The sequence below is a fragment of the Blastococcus sp. CT_GayMR20 genome (genome assembly GCF_004570345.1).
In genome coordinates this window covers 1-17,251 of sequence record NZ_SPQM01000011.1, presented here as the reverse complement: position 1 = coordinate 17,251, position 17,251 = coordinate 1, and the positions used below count along the sequence as shown (strand labels likewise).

The following is a 17,251-nucleotide window of genomic DNA, read 5'->3' as shown; positions in this document are numbered from 1 at the left end:
GCCCGCCGCGGTTACTGTGCCGAGCGCGACAGGGCGCCCCGGACCGGAGGACGGACACGATGTCTCAGCGAGCGGAGCACGACCTGACCGGTCCCGGCCTCGAGGTACCGACGCCGCGAGTGGCGGTCGAGACCAACGGCATCAACGTCATCGACGAGAGCGAGCGCAAGGGCACCCCGCGGCAGCTCTTCTGGCCCTGGTTCGGCGCCAACGTCAGCGTGCTCGGGCTGGCCTACGGCTCGTTCCTGCTCGGTTTCGGCATCTCGTTCTGGCAGGCCGTGATCGCCGGGGTCGTCGGCATCGTCGTCTCCTTCCTGCTCTGCGGGCTGGTCGCCATCGCCGGCAAGCGCGGGTCCGCGCCGACCCTGGTGCTCAGCCGTGCGGCCTTCGGGGTGAACGGCAACAAGGTGCCGTCGGTGCTGTCCTGGATCCTGACGGTCGGCTGGGAGACGGCACTGGTCTCGCTGGCCACGCTGGCGACGTCCACCGTGTTCACCCAGCTCGGCTGGGGCGGTGGCACCGCCACCGAGGTGGTCGCCCTGCTCGTGGTCGCCGGGCTCGTCGTCGTGGGCGGGGTCCTCGGGTTCGACCTGATCATCCGCATGCAGACCGTCATCACCGTCGTCACCGGAGTGCTCACCGTCGTGTACGTCGCGCTGGTGGCGCCGGAGATCGACTGGTCGGCGGTCTCGTCGGCGCCGTCGGGCTCCACGGCCGCCTTCATCGGTGCCCTGGTGCTGGCCATGACCGGCTACGGCTTCGGCTGGGTGAACGCCGCCGCCGACTACTCGCGGTACCTCCCCCGGCACGCCTCGACCGCCGGGGTCGTCGGCTGGACCACGTTCGGCGGCGCGCTCGCCCCGGTGATCCTGCTCGTCACGGGGCTCCTGCTGGCCGGCTCGGACCCCGAGCTGTCCGCGGCCATCGGCCTCGACCCGATCGGCGCGCTCGGCACGATCCTGCCGACCTGGTTCCTCGTGCCGTTCATCCTGGTCGTCGTCCTCGGCCTGATCGGCGGGGCGCTGCTGGACATCTACTCGTCCGGCCTCTCGCTGCTGGCTGCCGGGGTGCGCGTCCCCCGCCCGGTCGCCGCCATGATCGACGGCGTCCTGATGGTCATCGGGACGGTCGCCGTCGTCTTCTTCGCCGACGACTTCATCGGACCGTTCCAGGGCTTCCTGATCACGCTCGGCGTCCCCATCGCGGCATGGTGCGGCATCATGCTGGCCGACCTGGCGCTGCGGAAGCGCGACTACGCGGAGCGGGAACTGTTCGACCCCCGCGGCCGCTACGGCAGCGTGCAGCCGGTGCCGCTGGTCCTGCTGCTCGTCGGGACTGTCGTCGGGTGGGGTCTGGTCACCAACACCTTCGCGGAGTGGCTCGACTGGCAGGGCTACCTCCTGGAGCCCTCCGGGCTGGGCGGGCGGGACGGCTCGTGGGCCTTCGCGAACCTCGGCGTCCTCGCGGCCTTCCTCATCGGCCTGCTCGGCACCCTCGCGCTCCGCGGGCCGGCGGTCCGGGCCCAGGAGCAGGCGGAGCTGTCCCGGTGACCGACGGCTGGCTCGTCGTCGTCGATCTGCAGCACGTCTTCGGCGACGAGGACTCCCCGTGGACGGCGCCCCGGTTCGCCGAGATCCGGCCGCGCGTCCGCCGGCTGGTCGAGGGCTTCGGCGACCGCGTCGTCTGGACGCGGTTCGTGGCGCCGGGCGAACCGGCGGGCGCCTGGGTGGAGTACTACGAGCAGTTCTCCTTCGCCCTCGTGCCGCAGGACGCGCGGCTCTACCAGCTGGTCGAGGACCCGGGCGCGCAGCCCGTCGTCACGACCACCACCTTCGGCAAGTGGGGCCCCGAGCTCGCCGGGATCGTGGGCGACGGCCCGCTCACCGTCACCGGGGTGGCCACCGACTGCTGCGTCATCTCCACGGTGCTCCCGGCGGCCGACGCCGGCCTGAAGGTCCGCGTCGTCACCGACGCCTGTGCCGGATCGGGGGACGACGACCACGACCGCGCGCTGCGGGTCATGAGTCTCTACGCGCCGCTGGTCGAGCTCGTGACCACCGACGAGGTGCTCGGCGGGCGATGACCCCTGCCCGGGTGGCCCGTCCCGTCGCCGCGCGGGCGAGGAGTCCCCGGTCACCCCTCCCGGCGCGTCCGGAATGAGCCGGGACCGGATGCGCTTGTCGCCGTCCGTACTGCGGAACGCGCCGACGAAGGCCCCGCGTCATCGACGATCGAACGAGGGACCTCGTGACCACCACCCAGGAGCGGCCGGGCGCCGCAGATCTGCCGGCCGCCGAGCTGCCCACCCGGGAACCCGCCCGTCCGGGAACCGCCCGCCTCGCCCTGCTGCTCGGCGCCTTCGTGGCGCTCGGGCCGCTCACCATCGACATGTACCTCCCGGCCCTGCCGACGATCACCGACCAGCTCGCCACGACCTCGGCCACCGTGCAGCTCACGCTCACCGGCACGCTGGTCGGACTCGCGCTCGGCCAGCTCGTGCTCGGGCCGCTGTCGGACGCCCTCGGCCGACGGGGACCGCTGCTCGCCGGGACCGCGCTGCACGTGGTCGCCTCGCTGCTGGTCCTGGTCGCGCCGAACATCGCCGTCCTCGGCGCGCTGCGGGTGCTCCAGGGCGTGGGGACGGCGGCCGGCGCGGTGATCGCACTCGCCATCGTCCGCGACCTCTTCGACGGCCGCGCGGCCGCGACGATGCTCTCGCGGCTGTTCCTCGTGCTCGGCGCGGCCCCGGTGCTCGCCCCGACCATCGGCGGGGAGCTCCTGCGGTTCACGTCCTGGCGCGGGATCTTCGCCGTCCTCGCCGCCTACGGGGCGGTGATGGTCACCGTCGGGTGGTTCTTCCTCCGGGAGACCCTGCCGCCCGCCCGGCGCACGAGCGCCGGCGTCCGCGGGACGCTGGGCGGCTACCGGGCGCTCTTCCGCGACCGCACCTACCTCGGCCTGGTGCTCGTCGCCGGGCTGACCATGGCCGGCCTGTTCAGCTACGTGTCGGGCTCGGCCTTCGTCTACCAGGAGGAGTTCGGGCTCGACGAGCAGCAGTTCGGTCTGCTGTTCGGCGCCGGGGCGGTCTGGCTCATCGCTGCCACGCAGCTCAACCCGGTGCTGCTCCGCCGCTGGTCCCCCGCGCACCTGCTCGTCGCCGGCACGCTGGCCGGCCTGGCCGGCGGGGCGGCGCTCGTCGGCGTCTCGGCGACGGGGACCGGCGGGCTGTGGGCCGTGGCCGGCAGCCTCTGGGCGGTGCTCTTCGCGTGCGGGATCGCGCTGCCCAACGCGCCGGCCCTGGCGCTCTCCCGGCACGGTGACAGCGCCGGCACGGCCGCCGCGCTCCTCGGCGCCATCCAGTTCGGCGTGGGCGCCGTCGTCTCCCCCGTCGTCGGCCTGCTCGGCAACGACGCCCTCGCGATCGGATCGGTCATCGGGACCGCGCTGGTTCTCGCGCTGGCCGTCCTCGCCGCCGTCCGGCCGTGGCGGCTGCCCCTCCCCGGGGACCCGAGGGGCCCGGGCGCCGCTTCCTGAGCGTCCGGGTTCGGTTGCCTGCAACCGGATCTCTGGTGGAAAGGCCCGTCAGCAGCCACGATGGGCCGGACATGAGCCACCGTTGGCGGAGCATCCCGTGCCCCCGGCTGTGAACCCCTGGCTGGCCCTCCCCTCGGGACGGCCCAGCCCGGCTCTCACCCGGCGGCTGCGCGCTGCCCACGAGCGGCTCGTCACGGGCTCCCTCCCCGATGGTGACCCGGCCGACGACGCCGTCCGGTCGGTGGTCCGGGAGTCCTGGCGGCGGTCGCTGGGCAACGGCGTGGACCCGGACGGCGGGTCGCCGCCGGTCGACCTCCTGGACGACGAGCTGATCGCCTACCGGGAGGCCCATCCGCTGGCGCCGGTCATGCCGGTGATCCGCCGGCTGCTGGTCCAGGACGCCGAGGCCGACCGGATGATCGTCGCGGTCACCGACGCCGGTGGCCGGATGCTGTGGGTGGAGGGCGACGCGGGCCTGCGCTCGCGGGCGGAGGGCATGAACTTCGTCGCCGGCGCCCGCTGGTCGGAGGACGTCGCCGGCACCAACGCCCCAGGCACGGCGCTGGCCATCGACCACGCCGTCCAGTTCTACGGCAGCGAGCACTTCCGCCGTCCGGTGCAGCCGTGGAGCTGCTCGGCCGCACCCGTGCACGACCCGGTGACCGGCGTCCTGCTCGGCGCCATCGACGTCACCGGCGGCGACCACGTCGCCAGCCCGCACGTGCTCACGCTGGTGCGGGCGACGGTCGCGGCGGTGGAGTCCGAGCTCCGCTGGCAGCGCCGCGAGCAGCTGCAGCACGGCCGCCGTCCCGCTCCCCCGCCGCTGCAGCGGCTGGCGCCGCGGCTCGACGTCCTGGGCCGCGAGCGGGCGCGCCTGACGTTGCCGACCGGTCCGCTCGAGCTGTCGCTGCGCCACTCGGAGCTCCTCCTCCTGCTCGCCGAGGCGGCCGTGGCAGGGGAGGGCCGGACCACCGCCCAGCTGGCCGCCGAGTGCCACCGGGGGGAGGCCGCGGCCGTCACCGTGCGGGCCGAGCTCTCCCGCCTGCGCCGGCTGGTCGGCGCCGACCAGGTGGGCTCGCGTCCCTATCGGCTGCTCGGCCCGATCGACACCGATCTCGACCAGGTCCGCAGGCTGCTGGCCCGCGGGTCGGTCGGCTCGGCGCTGGAGCGTTATCCGGGTGCAGTGCTGCCCGGCTCGCGCGCGCCCGGCGTCGCGGTCGCCCGCGAGCGGGTGGGGGCGCTCCTCCGGCAGGCGGTGCTGCGCAGCCGCCGCCCCGAGCTGCTGCTCCGCTACGCACAGCTGCCCGAGGCCAGGGACGACGTCGCTGTCTGGCAGACGTGCCTCGACTGGCTGCCGGCCAGCTCCCCGCGCCGGGCGGTCGCCGCGGAGCACCTGTTGCGCCTGAGGCGCGCGACACGCACCCGCTGACTCCCCGGGAATGCCCGGGCGGGCTGCGCACTTGGCTCGTGGAGTGAGTGCCCCACCGCTGTCGACGGACCGCCCGCTCAGCACCGTACGGACCGTGGTCGCCGTCGTGGCCCTGGCGCTCGGCGGCTTCGCGATCGGCACCACGGAGTTCGTGACGATGGGCGTGCTGCCCGACATCGCCGACGGGGTGGGCGTCGACATCCCGTCGGCAGGGCACGTCATCTCCGTCTACGCGCTCGGGGTCGTCGTCGGCGCCCCGGTCATCGCCGCGCTGAGCGCGCGGCTCCCTCGCCGGGCCCTGCTCGTCGGCCTCATGACGGCGTTCCTGGTCGGCAACCTGCTCACCGCCGTCGCCCCCGGCTACCGCACCCTGCTGGTCGCCCGGTTCCTGAGCGGCCTGCCGCACGGCGCCTACTTCGGGGTCGCCTCGCTGGTCGCCGCCTCGCTGGTCGCCCCGCGCCTGCGTGGCCGGGCGGTCAGTTCGGTCCTCCTCGGCCTCGCCGCCGCGATGCTCACGGGCGTGCCGGCGGCCACCTGGCTGGGGCAGCAACTGGGCTGGCGCTCGGCGTACTGGACCGTCGTGGTCCTGGCCGCGCTGACCGTGGCCGCGGTCCTCGCCGTGGTGCCCTCGACGCCCGGCCGGTGCGAGGCGACGGTCCGCGGTGAGCTGGCCGCGCTCCGCCGGCCCCAGGTGCTGCTGACGCTGCTGGTCGGCGTCGTCGGCTTCGGCGGCATGTTCGCCCTGTACAGCTACATCGCGCCGGTCGTGACCGACGTCGCCGCGCTCTCGCGCGGGACCGTGCCGTGGGTGCTGTTCGTCTACGGCGCCGGAGGCGTCATCGGGACGGCGCTCGGCGGGCGGCTCGCCGACCTGGCGCTCTTCCGGTCGCTCGTCGCCAGCCTCGTCGTGCTCGGGGTGCTGCTGGCCGTCGTCGCCCTGGTCTCGCCGTGGGCGCCGGGCCTGTTCGTCGGCGTCCTCCTGGTGTCGGTCGCCGCCTCCTCCCTGGCCGTGCTGCTCCAGATGCGGCTCATGGAGACCGCCGGGGACGCGCAGATGCTCGGTGCCGCTCTCAACCACTCCGCGCTCAACCTGGCCAACGCCCTGGGCGCGTGGCTGGGCGGCCTGGTGATCGCCGCCGGCCTGGGCTACCGCGCGCCGAGCGTCGTGGGTGCGGGGCTCGCCGCCGCCGGGCTGGTCCCGCTCGCGGTCTCGGCGGTGCTGCGCCGTCGCGGGCCGGCGGCCGCTCCGGTGCACCTCCCGCGGGAGCAGGCGGCCACCGCGTCCGCCGCGTAGCCCGGGCGCGCTGCAACGACGCTGCAACGTTGCGATTCCCCGCACGCGCGCCCCCGTCGTCCTCATCTCCTCCCCGATTTCGCCGCTGTTTGGCCGGTCTCTGCCGCATCCGCGGAGAGCAGGGTCCAAAGACCCGAGGTAAGCGTGGCCTAAGTGGCCTCGGCGGGGTCAGACTCCGCCCGTACTCCGGAAGTGACCGGGGCCACACCTCAGAGCGGAGGTTCGATGACCGAGCCAGCGAGGTCATGCAGGGGCGCAGCACCCCGGGGCACGGGGACGACGAGCGCCGGCGAGGAGACCTCGTGACCCAGATTTCTGTGCGGGTCGACGGCGCGTCCTACAGCGACGACGTCGAACCGCGGACGCTTCTCGTCCACTACCTGCGCGAGCAGTTGGGCAAGGTCGGCACCGTCGTCGGCTGCGACACCAGCAACTGCGGCGCCTGCACCGTGCACCTCGACGGCGAGGCCGTGAAGAGCTGCACCGTCTTCGCCGTCCAGGCCGACGGCAGCGAGGTGACCACGATCGAGGGGATCGCCTCACCGCAGGGCGACCTGCACCCGATGCAGAAGGCGTTCCACGAGATGCACGGCCTGCAGTGCGGGTTCTGCACCCCCGGGATGATCATGGCCTCGATCGACCTCGTGAACGACAACCCCGACCCGAGCGAGGACGAGGTCCGCGAGGGCATCGAGGGCAACCTCTGCCGCTGTACCGGCTACCAGAACATCGTCCGCGCGGTGCAGCAGGCCGCCGCGGAGATGAACGGGCGCCCGGCCACTGCCGAGACGCTGGGAGCGCAGTCGTGACGCTCGTCGAGGAACCCGCGACCGCCGCACCCGAGAAGGAGATCGGCAAGGCGCGTCGGCGCAAGGAGGACGCCCGCCTGATCACCGGAAAGACCACGTGGACCGACAACATGGTCCTGCCGGGGATGCTGCACATCGCCGTCGTCCGCAGCCCCGTCGCACACGCCAAGATCACCAATGTCGACGTCACGGCAGCCCAGCAGTCGCCGAACGTCGTCGCGGTCTTCACCGGGCAGGACTTCAAGGAGGAGCAGGGCTCGATCCCGTGCGCCTGGCCGGTCACCCCGGACATGGTCAACCCCGGGCACCCGTCGGTCGCCGTCGACGAGGTCAACCACGTCGGCGAGGCCGTCGCGGTGATCGTGGCGCGGAGCAAGACCGCTGCGCAGGATGCCGTCGAGCTCGTGGACGTGGACTACGACCCGCTGCCGGTCGTCCTGGACATGGAGCAGGCGACGTCGCAGACGCCCTCGCTGTGCCACGACCACCTGGAGTCGAACGAGAGCTTCAACTTCGTCTTCGACGGCGGCGAGGCCGGGACGTGCGGCGACACCGACCAGGCGTTCGCCGACGCCGAGGTCGTCGTCAGCCGCCGGTTCGTCCAGCAGCGGCTGATCCCGGCCTTCATGGAGCCGCGGTCGACCGTGGTCCAGCCCCAGGGGGACAACTACACCCTGTGGTCCTCGACCCAGGTACCGCACCTCCTCCGCGTGATGCTGGCGATGATCACCGGCATCCCCGAGCACAAGCTGCGCGTGATCGCCCCGGACGTCGGGGGCGGCTTCGGCGGCAAGCTGCAGGTCACGCCCGAGGAGGTCATCAGCCTGCTGGTGGCCCGCCGCCTGGGGAAGCCGGTCAAGTGGACCGAGACCCGCAGCGAGTCGCTGATGAGTGCGCACCACGGCCGCGACCAGATCCAGTACATCGACATCGCATCCGACCGCGAGGGCAACCTCAAGGGCTTGCGCTGTCGCATCCTCTCCGACATGGGGGCCTATCTGCGGCTGGTCAGCCCGGGCGTCCCGGTGCTCGGCGCCTTCATGTACGTCGGGATTTACAAGTTCCCGGCCTACCGCTTCGACTGCCGGGGCATCTTCACCAACAAGGTGCCGACCGACGCCTACCGAGGTGCCGGCCGCCCCGAGGCCACCTTCGCCATCGAGCGGATCATGGACGAGCTCGCCGTGGAGCTCGGCATGGACCCGCTCGAGCTGCGCCGCAAGAACTGGATCAAGGCCGAGGAGTTCCCCTACACGACCGCGGCCGGGCTCGAGTACGACAGCGGCGACTACGAGCAGGCCACCCAGCAGGCGCTGCAGCTGCTCGGCTACGACGAGCTGCGCGAGGAGCAGCGCCGCCGACGGGAGTCGAACGACCCGGTCCAGCTGGGCATCGGCATCTCCACGTTCACCGAGATGTGCGGGCTGGCCCCCTCGCGGGTGCTGGGCTCGCTGTCCTACGGCGCCGGCGGCTGGGAGAACGCCTCCATCCGCATGCTGCCCACGGGCAAGGTCGAGGTGGTCACCGGCAGCACGCCGCACGGGCAGGGGCACGAGACGGCGTGGAGCCAGCTCGTCGCCGACTCCCTCGGCGTCCCCTTCGAGGACGTCGAGGTGCTGCACGGCGACACCTCCATCTCCCCGCGCGGCCTGGACACCTACGGGTCCCGGTCGCTGGTGGTCGGCGGCGCCGCGGTGATGAAGGCCGCGGACAAGGTGGTCGCCAAGGCCCGCCGGGTCGCCGCGCACCTGCTCGAGGCCGACGAGGACGATCTCGACTTCGCCAACGGCAGCTTCTCGGTGCGCGGCACGCCCGGCACCGGCCTGTCGATCCAGGAGATCGCGCTCGCCACGTTCGCGGCGCACAACTTCCCGGAGGACATGGAGCCGTCGATCGACGCGGAGGCGACGTTCGACCCGGTGAACTTCTCCTTCCCGCACGGCACGCACCTCTGCGCGATGGAGGTCGACACCGAGACCGGCATGGTGAAGATCCGCAAGTACGCGTCCGTGGACGACGTCGGCGTGGTCGTCAACCCGCTCATCGTCGAGGGGCAGGTGCACGGCGGCCTTGCCCAGGGCATCGCGCAGGCCCTCTACGAGGAGGCGGTGTACGACGACGACGGCAACCTGACCACGGGCACGTTCGTCGACTACCTGGTGCCCTCGGCCGCGGACCTGCCGCACTTCGACACGGGCAACACTGTGCACGCGGCACCGGGCAACCCCATCGGCGCCAAGGGTGTGGGCGAGGCGGGATGCATCGCCAGCACCCCGGCGGTGGTGAACGCCGCCATCGACGCCGTCCGGCACCTGGGCGTCTCCGACATCCTCATGCCGCTGACGCCCGAGCGGGTCTGGCGGGCCATCCACCACGGTGGGGACGGCGGTGACCGGGCGACAGCGGGCACCAACGCCTACGGCGGGGCCTCGACCGAGACGACCGCCGGTGTGGCCACCGACGCTTCCTCGCTGGGAGGGGACCGATGATTCGCCGGCTCGACGGAGGAGAGACGCCATGATCCCCGCACCGTTCGCGTACGCCCGCCCCACCACGGTCGACGAGGCGCTGCAGGCCGTCGCCTCGGGCGGCGAGGACGTGAAGATCCTCGCCGGCGGGCAGTCGCTGATCCCGGTCATGCGGCTGCGCCTGGCCGCGCCGGAGACCGTCGTCGACCTGACGAAGGTCGCCGAACTCCGGGGTGTGCGGGACGAGGGTGACGCGATCGTCATCGGCGCGATGACGACGCACTCCGACGTCCTGTCCGATCCCCTGATCGCGCAGTACGCGTCGCTCATCGCCGACGCGACGGAGACGGTGGCCGACCGGCAGGTGCGCCATCGCGGCACGTTCGGCGGCGCGCTGGCGCACGCCGACCCGGCCGGCGATCTCCCGGCCGTGGCGCTCGCCCTGGACGCCGAGTTCGTCGTCGCCGGGCCGAACGGACGGCGCAGCGTGCCGGCGGTGGAGTTCTTCGTCGACTACCTCACCACGGCGCTGGAGGAGGGGGAGCTCCTCGTCGAGATCCGCGTGCCCAAGCACGAGGGCTGGGGCATGCACTACGAGAAGTTCAATCGCGTCGCGCAGGCGTGGTCGATCGTGGCGGTCGCCGCGGCGGTCCGCCTCGAGGGCGGGCGCATCGCCGAGGCGAAGATCGGGCTGACCAACATGGGCCCGACGCCGCTGCGGGCCACCGGCGTCGAGGCGGCGCTGGCCGGGGCGGACGCCACGCCGGACGCCGTTGCCGTGGCGGCAGCACGGGCGGCGGAGGGCACGAGTCCGAGCAGCGACCTCAACGCGCAGGCCGACTACCGCCAGCACCTCGTCACCGTGCTCACGCGCCGGGCGGTGACGAGGGCGGCTGGCCTGTAGCGTTCTATCGCCGGTCCGTAACTGTCCGTCTCGGCCGGTCCGCCTCCGGGTGGACCGGCCGAGCCGCCCTCCAGGAGGTCTTGCCGTGCAACTGGAGAACTCGTTCACCGTGCCCGTGCCCGTCGACGAGGCGTGGCGGGTGCTCCTCGACATCGAGCGGATCGCACCCTGCATGCCGGGGGCGGCCCTCGACTCGGTCGACGGCGACGACTTCACCGGACGGGTGAAGGTCAAGCTCGGCCCGATCAACCTCACCTACCAGGGCAAGGCCTCGTTCATCGAGAAGGACGAGGCCGCGCACAAGGCGGTGATCGACGCGCGGGGCAAGGACCAGCGGGGCAACGGCACCGCCGCCGCCGTGGTGACCGCGAAGCTGGCGGCCGAGGGCTCCATCACCCGGGTCGACGTGCTGACCGATCTCAACATCACCGGCCGCCCCGCCCAGTTCGGCCGCGGCGTGATGACCGACGTGGGGAACAAGCTGCTGGGCCAGTTCGCCGACAAGCTGGCCGCCCAGCTGGGCGAGGGCGACGCGCAGGGAGACGCCCAGCGCGCGAGCGCCTCGGCGTCGCCGGCAGGGGCTCGGCCTGGCCCGGCGAAGAAGGCCGCCGCCACCGCGGCGGGCGCGGTGGAGGAGATCGCCGCGTCCGCCGAGCAGGCGGCCGGTGACGGTGCCGCCGGCACGACCGTGAAGAAGGCCGCCGCCGCGACGAAGAAGGCGGCCGCGGCCGCGACGGACAAGGCGTCGGCCACGGTGGAGATCCCGGCCAAGGCGGCGCCCGCGAAGAAGGCCGTGCCGGCGAAGGCGGCTCCCGCCAAGGCCGCACCGGCGAAGGCCGCACCGGTGAAGGCCGCTCCCGCCAAGACCGCACCGGTGAAGGCGGTCCCTGCGGAAACCGACGCGCCCTCCTCGACGGACAACGCACCCGCGGTCACGGACACCGCCCCGGCCGCGGACATCGTCCCGCAGGCTCCGAGCGGACCGCCGAGCGGTCCGTCCGGCCCGCCCCGCAAGGCGCCCACCGGCGGTCCGGTGCGCAGCGTGCCGTCGTCCGGCCCGCGGGTCGTGACGAAGCCGCAGGAGGAGCCGGAGCCGATCGACCTGCTCGAGGTGGCCGGGGGAGCCGCCATGGCGCGCTACGCGGCCCCGGCGGCGGGCGTCGCCGGTGTCCTGCTGGTCCTGACCCTGCTCGTCCGCCGCCGGCGTCGCCGCCGCGGCTGACACCTCCTCAGCCGGCGAGGAGCTCGGCCAGCCAGGAGAGCGCGGCCATCGCCACGACGTCCACGTTCTTCTTGAGGGCGTGGTCGCCGGGGACCGCGTAGACCGAGGCGGTCGTCTGCCCGGACAGCACGGCGGCCACCGCCGCCGGGTCGCCGAACGCATCCGTCTCCCCCTGGACGACGACCAGCGGTACGCCGACCGCGGTCAGCTCGCCGGCGCGGCTCTTCTCCGGCCTGCCCGGCGGGTGCAGGGGGAAGGCCAGCGCGAGCACGCCGGCCGCGCCGTGCTCGACCGCCGTCCGGCAGGCGACCCGCGCCCCGGCGCTCCGGCCGCCGAGGACGAGGGGCCCCGTCAGCAGGTCCGCGGCGCGCAGGTCGACCAGGACCGCACGCCAGCCCTCGTCGAGCCTCGGCGGGGCGACGGCGATCCGCTTGCCGGCGACCCGCCACGGCTGTTCGACCCGGATCACCCGCCACCCCGCGGCCGCAGCCGTCGCCGTCACCGCGACCAGGTCGGCCGAACCGATCCCGCCGCCCGCGCCGTGCCCGAGGACGAGCGTCCCTCGCACGGCGCCGTCCACGTCCGTGACGTGTGCCCGGGCCGGCCCCAGGGGCGTTCCGATCTCACGGATCCCGGTCATGCGGTGGGGAGGGCGAGCAGTGCGTCGACGACCCCGGCGAGAGCGGCCGCGGCGACGTGCGGAGCGGCGTACACGGCGGGGTAGCTCCGCTCGGTGCGCGGGAACCACGCGCCGGTGAGACCGGCCACCTGGGCGCCCTGCACGTCCCAGCCGTGCGCGGCGACGAGGGCCATCCGTTCCGGCGCGACCGCGCAGCTGCCGGCCGCCCACAGGTAGACCTCGCGGGCCGGCTTCCAGCTGCGGATGGCCTCGCTGGACAGCGAGCGCTCGACCAGCGGCGTGATCCCGCCCCGCTCGAGGCCGGCCTCGGCGACGCCGGGGGTGCCGTGCGTGAGGGTGACCACGCGGATCCCGGCCGCGGTCAGCCGGCGGAGCGCCGGCTCCACGTCCGGGTGCGGGGCGAGCTCGAGGAAGGCGGCGGCGACCCCCGCTCGCTGCCCGGCGTCCAGTTCGCTGGTCTGCGCCAGCGCGGCGTCGAAGGCCTCACGGAAGCGGAACCAGGTGCCGCTGACCAACCCGGCCATGCCGGTCAGCAGGGTGCGCGCGAAGACCGTCGCGAGCAGGCCCGGCTCCTGGCCGGCCTCCACCAGGGCGGCCCGCACGGGCGCCAGGTCGAGCAGCGTCTCGTTGACGTCGAAGGCGACGACCTCGGGGCGGGTCCTGGCGGTCGGCATCCGCGTCAGGCGCGAGGGTCGGTGCCGGCGGCGCGTGCCCGGCGGTGGCGGCGGACGTCCTTCGCGCGCTTGTAGACGAGGTAGCCGACGCCGAGCGCGAAGGCGGCGACCACCGCGTAGTCCAGGTACTTGAGGTTGTCCTGGATGAAGTCGCCGGCGGCGACCCCGAGGCCGATGAGCACGGAGTTCCAGATCAGGCTGCCCGCGGTGGTGAACACCAGGAACTGGGCGAACGGCATCCGGACGACGCCGGCCGGCACCGAGATGAAGCTGCGCACGATCGGCACCATGCGGCCGAAGAAGACCGCCGACCGCCCGTGCCGCTCGAACCAGGCGAACGTCTTGTCCACGTCCTCGGTCTCGACCAGCGGCAGGCGGTCGAGGAAGGCGTGCGAGCGCCGCGGCCCCAGCGCCCGGCCGACGTAGTAGAAGAAGATCGCGCCGAGCACCGAGCCCAGCGTGGCGAAGAGGACGACCGGGACCACGTCCATCCGGCCGTCGTTGATGAGCACCCCGGCCAGCCCGAGCACCGCCTCGCTGGGGATCGGCGGGATGACCGTCTCGGCGAGGATGCTCAGGCCCACACCGACCGGGCCGAGGTCCTCCACGAGGTCGAGCAGGAAGCCGGTGATCCCGCCCTCGTCGGTTGCGGCGGCGGCGAGGAGCGACATGCGCCCCACGGTAACGGCGGCTCCTGTGCGTTGCCGCGCCCCACAGGGGGTGCGGCGCTAGGTTCGGGTCCCATGCGACTCCGCTTCACCGCCCGTGCCGTCGTGATCGGGGATCGGGCCGGCACCGTCGTCCCCGACGCCGTGCTCGACGTCGCGGACGGCGAGATCGGCTGGGTGGGCCCGGCCGCCGAGGCGCCGCCGGCCGGGGACGCCGAGGTCGTCGCGCTGCCCGGCGTGCTGACGCCGGGGCTGGTGAACGCGCACTCCCACGCGCCGATGGTGCTGTTCCGCGGCCAGGGGGAGGGCCTGCCGCTGGACCGCTGGCTGCAGGAGGTGATGTGGCCGCGCGAGGCGCGGCTGACCCCCGAGGACGTGGCGGTCGCCATGACCGCCGCATCGGCGGAGATGCTGGCCAACGGCGTGACCACCAGCGTCGAGATGTACTTCCACCCCGAGCGGATCGCGGCCGCGGTCGGCGCCACCGGTGCGCGCGCCGTGATCGCCACCCCGCTGATCCCACTGCCGGGCCTGCCCCCGTTCGAGGAGCAGCTCCGGCACGCGGTCGAGCTGGCGGGAGCCGCCCCCGACGACGGCACCGTCGAGTACGGCATCGGGCCGCACGCGGCCTACACCGTGCCGCTGCCCGTGCTGCGCGAGGCCGCCGGGGCCGCGCGCGAGCACGGGCTGCTGCTGCACCTGCACGTCGCCGAGACGGCGGTCGAGGGCGCCGACCTGCTGGCCATGCACGGGCTGTCGGTCCCGGCCCTGCTGGCCGCGCACGATGTGCTCGGCGGCCGGGTTCTCGCGGCGCACTGCGTGCACATGGACGATGCGGACCTCGAGCTCTGGCAGGAGTACGACGTCGCCGTCAGCCACTGCCCCGCGAGCAACGCGAAGCTCGCCAGCGGCGTCGCCCGGCTGCGCGACATGCTCGACCTCGGCATCCGGGTGGGCCTCGGCACCGACGGCCCGGCGTCCAACGACGGCCTCGACCTGCTCGCCGACGCCCGGCTGGCCGCCTCTCTCGCGCGATTGGCGCGCCGGTCGGCGACGGCGCTGACCGCCGCAGAGGCGTTCTGGCTGGCCACCGGTGGCGCGGCGGACGCCATCGGCCGCCCGGACCTGGGTCAGCTCGCGGCCGGGCGACGGGCCGACCTCGTGCACGTCGACACCCGCGACCTCGTGTTCGAGCCGGTCGGGGACCCGGCCGACCTCCTGACGCACCTGGTCTGGTCCGGCGGGGGCCGGTACGTGCGCGACGTCTGGATCGGCGGGCGGCAGGTGGTCCGAGAGGGCACCTCGACGACGGTCGACGTCGACGCACTGCGGGCCGAGGTCGCCGGCCGCGCGGCCCGGCTCGCCGCCCGCTGAGTTTCTTCAACCGTGCGGTTGACTACCCACCACGCGCAGCGCTAGCCTCCTTCTCAACCGCAAGGTTGAGTACGAGGAGGATGCAGTGGCGGCAGATCCGCTCTCCCGGGTGTTCTCGGCGCTGGCCGACCCCACCCGGCGGGACATCGTGGCGCGGCTCGCGGTCGGCGACGCCACGGTCAACGAGCTCGCCGCGCCCTACGACGTGACCGTCCAGGCCGTCTCCAAGCACCTGAAGGTCCTGGAGGACGCCGGCCTGGTCAGCCGGAGCCGGGAGGCGCAGCGCCGCCCGGTGCACCTCGAGGCGAATGTCTTCGACCTGATGACCAAGTGGATCGAGCGATACCGGCGCCAGGCCGAGGAGCGCTACCGCCGTCTCGACGACGTCCTGCGCTCCATGCCCGTTGACACCACCCCACCACCCCAGGGAGGAACCCCGTCATGACCAGCACCACTCACCGCGAGACCCAGATCGTCGCCGACCCCGACGTCCCGCTCGTGCGCATCATCCGCGAGTTCGACGCCCCGCCGGAGAAGGTCTACCGCGCGCACGTCGACCCGGAGCTCGTCGCCCGGTGGATGGGCCCGAAGGACCTGCAGGTCCGCATCGAGTCGTGGGACTGCCGGACCGGCGGCTCCTGGCGCTTCGTGAATATCGCCGGCGGTGAGGAGTACGCCTTCCGCGGCTGCTTCCACGAGGTCCGGCCGAACGAGCTGATCGTGCAGACCTTCACCTGGGAGGGCATGCCCGACGGCGTCGCCCTGGAGAAGCTCTCCTTCGAGGTCCTCGGGAACGGCCGCACCCGGCTCACCACGACGTCGCTGGTCGACTCGTTCGAGGGCCGCGACGGCTTCCTGGCCAGCGGCATGGAGGTCGGCGTCAACGAGGGCTACGAGAAGCTGGACGACCTCCTCGCCCGCAGCTGACCCCTCAGCGTCGGGCGCGCAGGGAGATGGTGTCGCCGCGGCCGACCGGGCGCAGTTCCCCGGGCAGCTCGCGGCGACCCACCTCGGCGAGGAAGTCGCCCAGCGGGGACTTGAAGCGGTCGTAGTCGTCGTAGTGGATGGGCACGGTCACCGGCGGCTTCAGCAGCTCGACCAGGTCGGCCCCCTGCTGCGCATCCATCGTGACCGTCAGGCCGAGCGCCTTCGTCCCGCCGAGGTGGGGGATGAGGACGTCGAGCGGCCCGCACCGCTGGAGCACCTCGCCCAGGAACGGCCGGTAGAGGGTGTCCCCGCTGATGTAGCCGCGCCAGGTCACCGATCCGCCCCGCACGAGCTCGACCACGCTGCCCATCACGTCCGGCAGCAGCGTCGCCAGCGGGCCGGGGCCGTGGACGCCCGGCACCGCGGTGACCCGCAGGACGTCCCCGCCCCGCGAGAACTCGTGGGTCTGCCAGGGCTCGAGGTCGGCGGTTCCGGTGAAGCCGCGGTCGGCCAGGCACTTCGCGGCCTCGGACGTCGTCACCACGGGGGTGTCCTTCGGCAGCGACTTCGTGGCGACGCGGTCCCAGTGGTCGCCGTGCATGTGCGACAGCAGGATCCCGTCGAGGGCCGGCAGCTGCGTCGGCTGCAGCGCCGGCTCGGTCAGCCGCTTGGCGCGCAGTCCGTAGCCCAGCCGCGCCCGCTGGCCGCGGTGCAGGAAGTTCGGGTCGGTCAGCAGCGTGAAACCGCCGATGCGCAGGAGCATCGTGGCGGTGCCGCCGAAGGTCATGGTCACGTCGTCCACGGGCTGCGCCATCACGCGCCCGTACCCCGGACGAGATCCGAAATCCGTAGCCGTGCGAACAATCCCTTCGTGCACGCCCGGTGACTGCTGGTAGACAGGGGGCCGTGTCAGGACCCCGCGCTCTCGACGAGTCCTTCCTCGCCCTGCCGCTCTCCGCGCTGACGGACGCCGCCCTCACCCGGGCGGTCGACCTCGGTTGCGAGCACGCCGACATCCGCGTGGAGCGGATCCGCACCCAGAACATCAGCCTCCGTGACGCCCGCCCCGAGGCCTTCAGTGACGGGGAGGACCTCGGGCTCGCCGTCCGGGTCGTGCACGAGGGCACCTGGGGCTTCGCCGCCGGCGTCGTCCTGACCGCGGCCGAGGCGGTCCGGCTGGCCGAGGAGGCCGTGGCGGTCGCGACGGTGTCCGCCGCCGTCAACACCGACCGCGTCGAGCTGGCCCCGGAGCCCGTCTACCCGGACGCCACCTGGGTCTCGGACTACGAGCTCGACCCGTTCGACGTG

The 17,251-nt window shown here is 73.6% G+C and carries 17 protein-coding genes; 13 read left to right on the top strand and 4 right to left on the bottom strand.

All coding sequences use genetic code 11. From position 1 onward, the window contains the following. Positions 1–59 precede the first annotated feature (59 nt). The 9 genes from E4P40_RS28480 to E4P40_RS04735 all read left to right on the top strand — a co-directional run bounded on the left by E4P40_RS28480 (position 60) and on the right by E4P40_RS04735 (position 11,660). Positions 60–1,550 (top strand): cytosine permease, encoded by a 1,491-nt coding sequence (locus E4P40_RS28480; RefSeq protein ID WP_135157734.1) that lies wholly within the window; start codon positions 60–62, stop codon positions 1,548–1,550. Next, positions 1,547–2,083 (top strand): cysteine hydrolase, encoded by a 537-nt coding sequence (locus tag E4P40_RS28475; protein WP_135157732.1) that lies wholly within the window; start codon positions 1,547–1,549, stop codon positions 2,081–2,083. The genes E4P40_RS28480 and E4P40_RS28475 overlap by 4 nt, the downstream gene beginning before the upstream one ends. Positions 2,084–2,247: 164 nt before the next feature. After that, a complete protein-coding gene (locus E4P40_RS04765; RefSeq protein WP_135157730.1) occupies positions 2,248–3,534 on the top strand; it encodes a multidrug effflux MFS transporter in 1,287 nt (428 codons plus the stop codon). A 97-nt stretch (positions 3,535–3,631) separates the two neighbouring features. Next, a complete protein-coding gene (locus tag E4P40_RS04760; RefSeq protein ID WP_135157728.1) occupies positions 3,632–4,963 on the top strand; it encodes a phytochrome sensor protein in 1,332 nt (443 codons plus the stop codon). Positions 4,964–5,006: 43 nt separating this feature from the next. Next, positions 5,007–6,257 (top strand): MFS transporter, encoded by a 1,251-nt coding sequence (locus E4P40_RS04755; RefSeq protein WP_245160138.1) that lies wholly within the window; start codon positions 5,007–5,009, stop codon positions 6,255–6,257. 302 nt (positions 6,258–6,559) lie between these two features. Beyond that, positions 6,560–7,066, top strand: coding sequence for a (2Fe-2S)-binding protein (locus tag E4P40_RS04750; RefSeq protein WP_245160137.1), 507 nt, complete (start codon positions 6,560–6,562; stop codon positions 7,064–7,066). Then, positions 7,063–9,555, top strand: a complete 2,493-nt coding sequence (locus E4P40_RS04745) for a molybdopterin cofactor-binding domain-containing protein (protein WP_135157723.1) — start codon at positions 7,063–7,065, stop codon at positions 9,553–9,555. The genes E4P40_RS04750 and E4P40_RS04745 overlap by 4 nt, the downstream gene beginning before the upstream one ends. A 28-nt stretch (positions 9,556–9,583) precedes the next feature. Beyond that, positions 9,584–10,438 (top strand): xanthine dehydrogenase family protein subunit M, encoded by an 855-nt coding sequence (locus tag E4P40_RS04740; RefSeq protein WP_135157721.1) that lies wholly within the window; start codon positions 9,584–9,586, stop codon positions 10,436–10,438. A gap of 85 nt (positions 10,439–10,523) precedes the next feature. After that, a complete protein-coding gene (locus E4P40_RS04735; protein ID WP_135157719.1) occupies positions 10,524–11,660 on the top strand; it encodes an SRPBCC family protein in 1,137 nt (378 codons plus the stop codon). A gap of 7 nt (positions 11,661–11,667) precedes the next feature. Here E4P40_RS04735 and E4P40_RS04730 read toward each other — a convergent pair whose 3' ends face one another. The 3 genes from E4P40_RS04730 to E4P40_RS04720 form a co-directional block, all read right to left on the bottom strand. Next, positions 11,668–12,228, bottom strand: coding sequence for an alpha/beta family hydrolase (locus E4P40_RS04730; protein WP_245160136.1), 561 nt, complete (start codon positions 12,226–12,228; stop codon positions 11,668–11,670). A gap of 68 nt (positions 12,229–12,296) precedes the next feature. Next, a complete protein-coding gene (locus E4P40_RS04725) occupies positions 12,297–12,974 on the bottom strand; it encodes an HAD family hydrolase (RefSeq protein ID WP_135157715.1) in 678 nt (225 codons plus the stop codon). A 5-nt stretch (positions 12,975–12,979) separates the two neighbouring features. Next, the gene (locus tag E4P40_RS04720) at positions 12,980–13,645 is read right to left on the bottom strand and encodes a DedA family protein (protein WP_135157714.1); all 666 of its coding nucleotides are present in this window, start codon (positions 13,643–13,645) and stop codon (positions 12,980–12,982) included. Positions 13,646–13,717: 72 nt separating this feature from the next. On the opposite strand from E4P40_RS04720, the gene E4P40_RS04715 reads away from it, so the two are divergent. The 3 genes from E4P40_RS04715 (at position 13,718) to E4P40_RS04705 (ending at position 15,943) form a co-directional block, all read left to right on the top strand. Beyond that, positions 13,718–15,016 carry an amidohydrolase gene (locus tag E4P40_RS04715; RefSeq protein ID WP_135157712.1) on the top strand — a complete coding sequence of 433 codons (1,299 nt, stop codon included), beginning with the start codon at positions 13,718–13,720 and terminating at the stop codon, positions 15,014–15,016. An 85-nt stretch (positions 15,017–15,101) separates the two neighbouring features. Further along, complete coding sequence (locus E4P40_RS04710; protein WP_135157710.1) at positions 15,102–15,461, top strand: metalloregulator ArsR/SmtB family transcription factor; 360 nt, start codon at positions 15,102–15,104, stop codon at positions 15,459–15,461. Beyond that, a complete protein-coding gene (locus E4P40_RS04705) occupies positions 15,458–15,943 on the top strand; it encodes an SRPBCC family protein (protein WP_135157707.1) in 486 nt (161 codons plus the stop codon). The genes E4P40_RS04710 and E4P40_RS04705 overlap by 4 nt, the downstream gene beginning before the upstream one ends. A 4-nt stretch (positions 15,944–15,947) precedes the next feature. Here E4P40_RS04705 and E4P40_RS04700 read toward each other — a convergent pair whose 3' ends face one another. Continuing rightward, positions 15,948–16,757: an MBL fold metallo-hydrolase gene (locus E4P40_RS04700; protein ID WP_135157705.1), complete on the bottom strand. Its 810-nt coding sequence runs from the start codon at positions 16,755–16,757 to the stop codon at positions 15,948–15,950. A 92-nt stretch (positions 16,758–16,849) separates the two neighbouring features. Here E4P40_RS04700 and E4P40_RS04695 point away from each other — a divergent pair. After that, a partial coding sequence (locus tag E4P40_RS04695; protein WP_280790574.1) for a DNA gyrase modulator occupies positions 16,850–17,251 on the top strand: 402 nt, incomplete at its 3' end.

Excerpts from the sequence above, each read along its gene's own strand:
- E4P40_RS04715 (WP_135157712.1), top strand. The coding sequence starts at position 13,718 with ATGCGACTCCGCTTCACCGCCCGTGCCGTCGTGATCGGGGATCGGGCC.
- E4P40_RS04705 (WP_135157707.1), top strand. The coding sequence starts at position 15,458 with ATGACCAGCACCACTCACCGCGAGACCCAGATCGTCGCCGACCCCGAC.
- E4P40_RS28480 (WP_135157734.1), top strand. The coding sequence starts at position 60 with ATGTCTCAGCGAGCGGAGCACGACCTGACCGGTCCCGGCCTCGAGGTA.
- E4P40_RS04725 (WP_135157715.1), bottom strand. The coding sequence starts at position 12,974 with ATGCCGACCGCCAGGACCCGCCCCGAGGTCGTCGCCTTCGACGTCAAC.
- E4P40_RS04740 (WP_135157721.1), top strand. The coding sequence starts at position 9,584 with ATGATCCCCGCACCGTTCGCGTACGCCCGCCCCACCACGGTCGACGAG.
- E4P40_RS04720 (WP_135157714.1), bottom strand. The coding sequence starts at position 13,645 with ATGTCGCTCCTCGCCGCCGCCGCAACCGACGAGGGCGGGATCACCGGC.
- E4P40_RS04700 (WP_135157705.1), bottom strand. The coding sequence starts at position 16,757 with ATGGCGCAGCCCGTGGACGACGTGACCATGACCTTCGGCGGCACCGCC.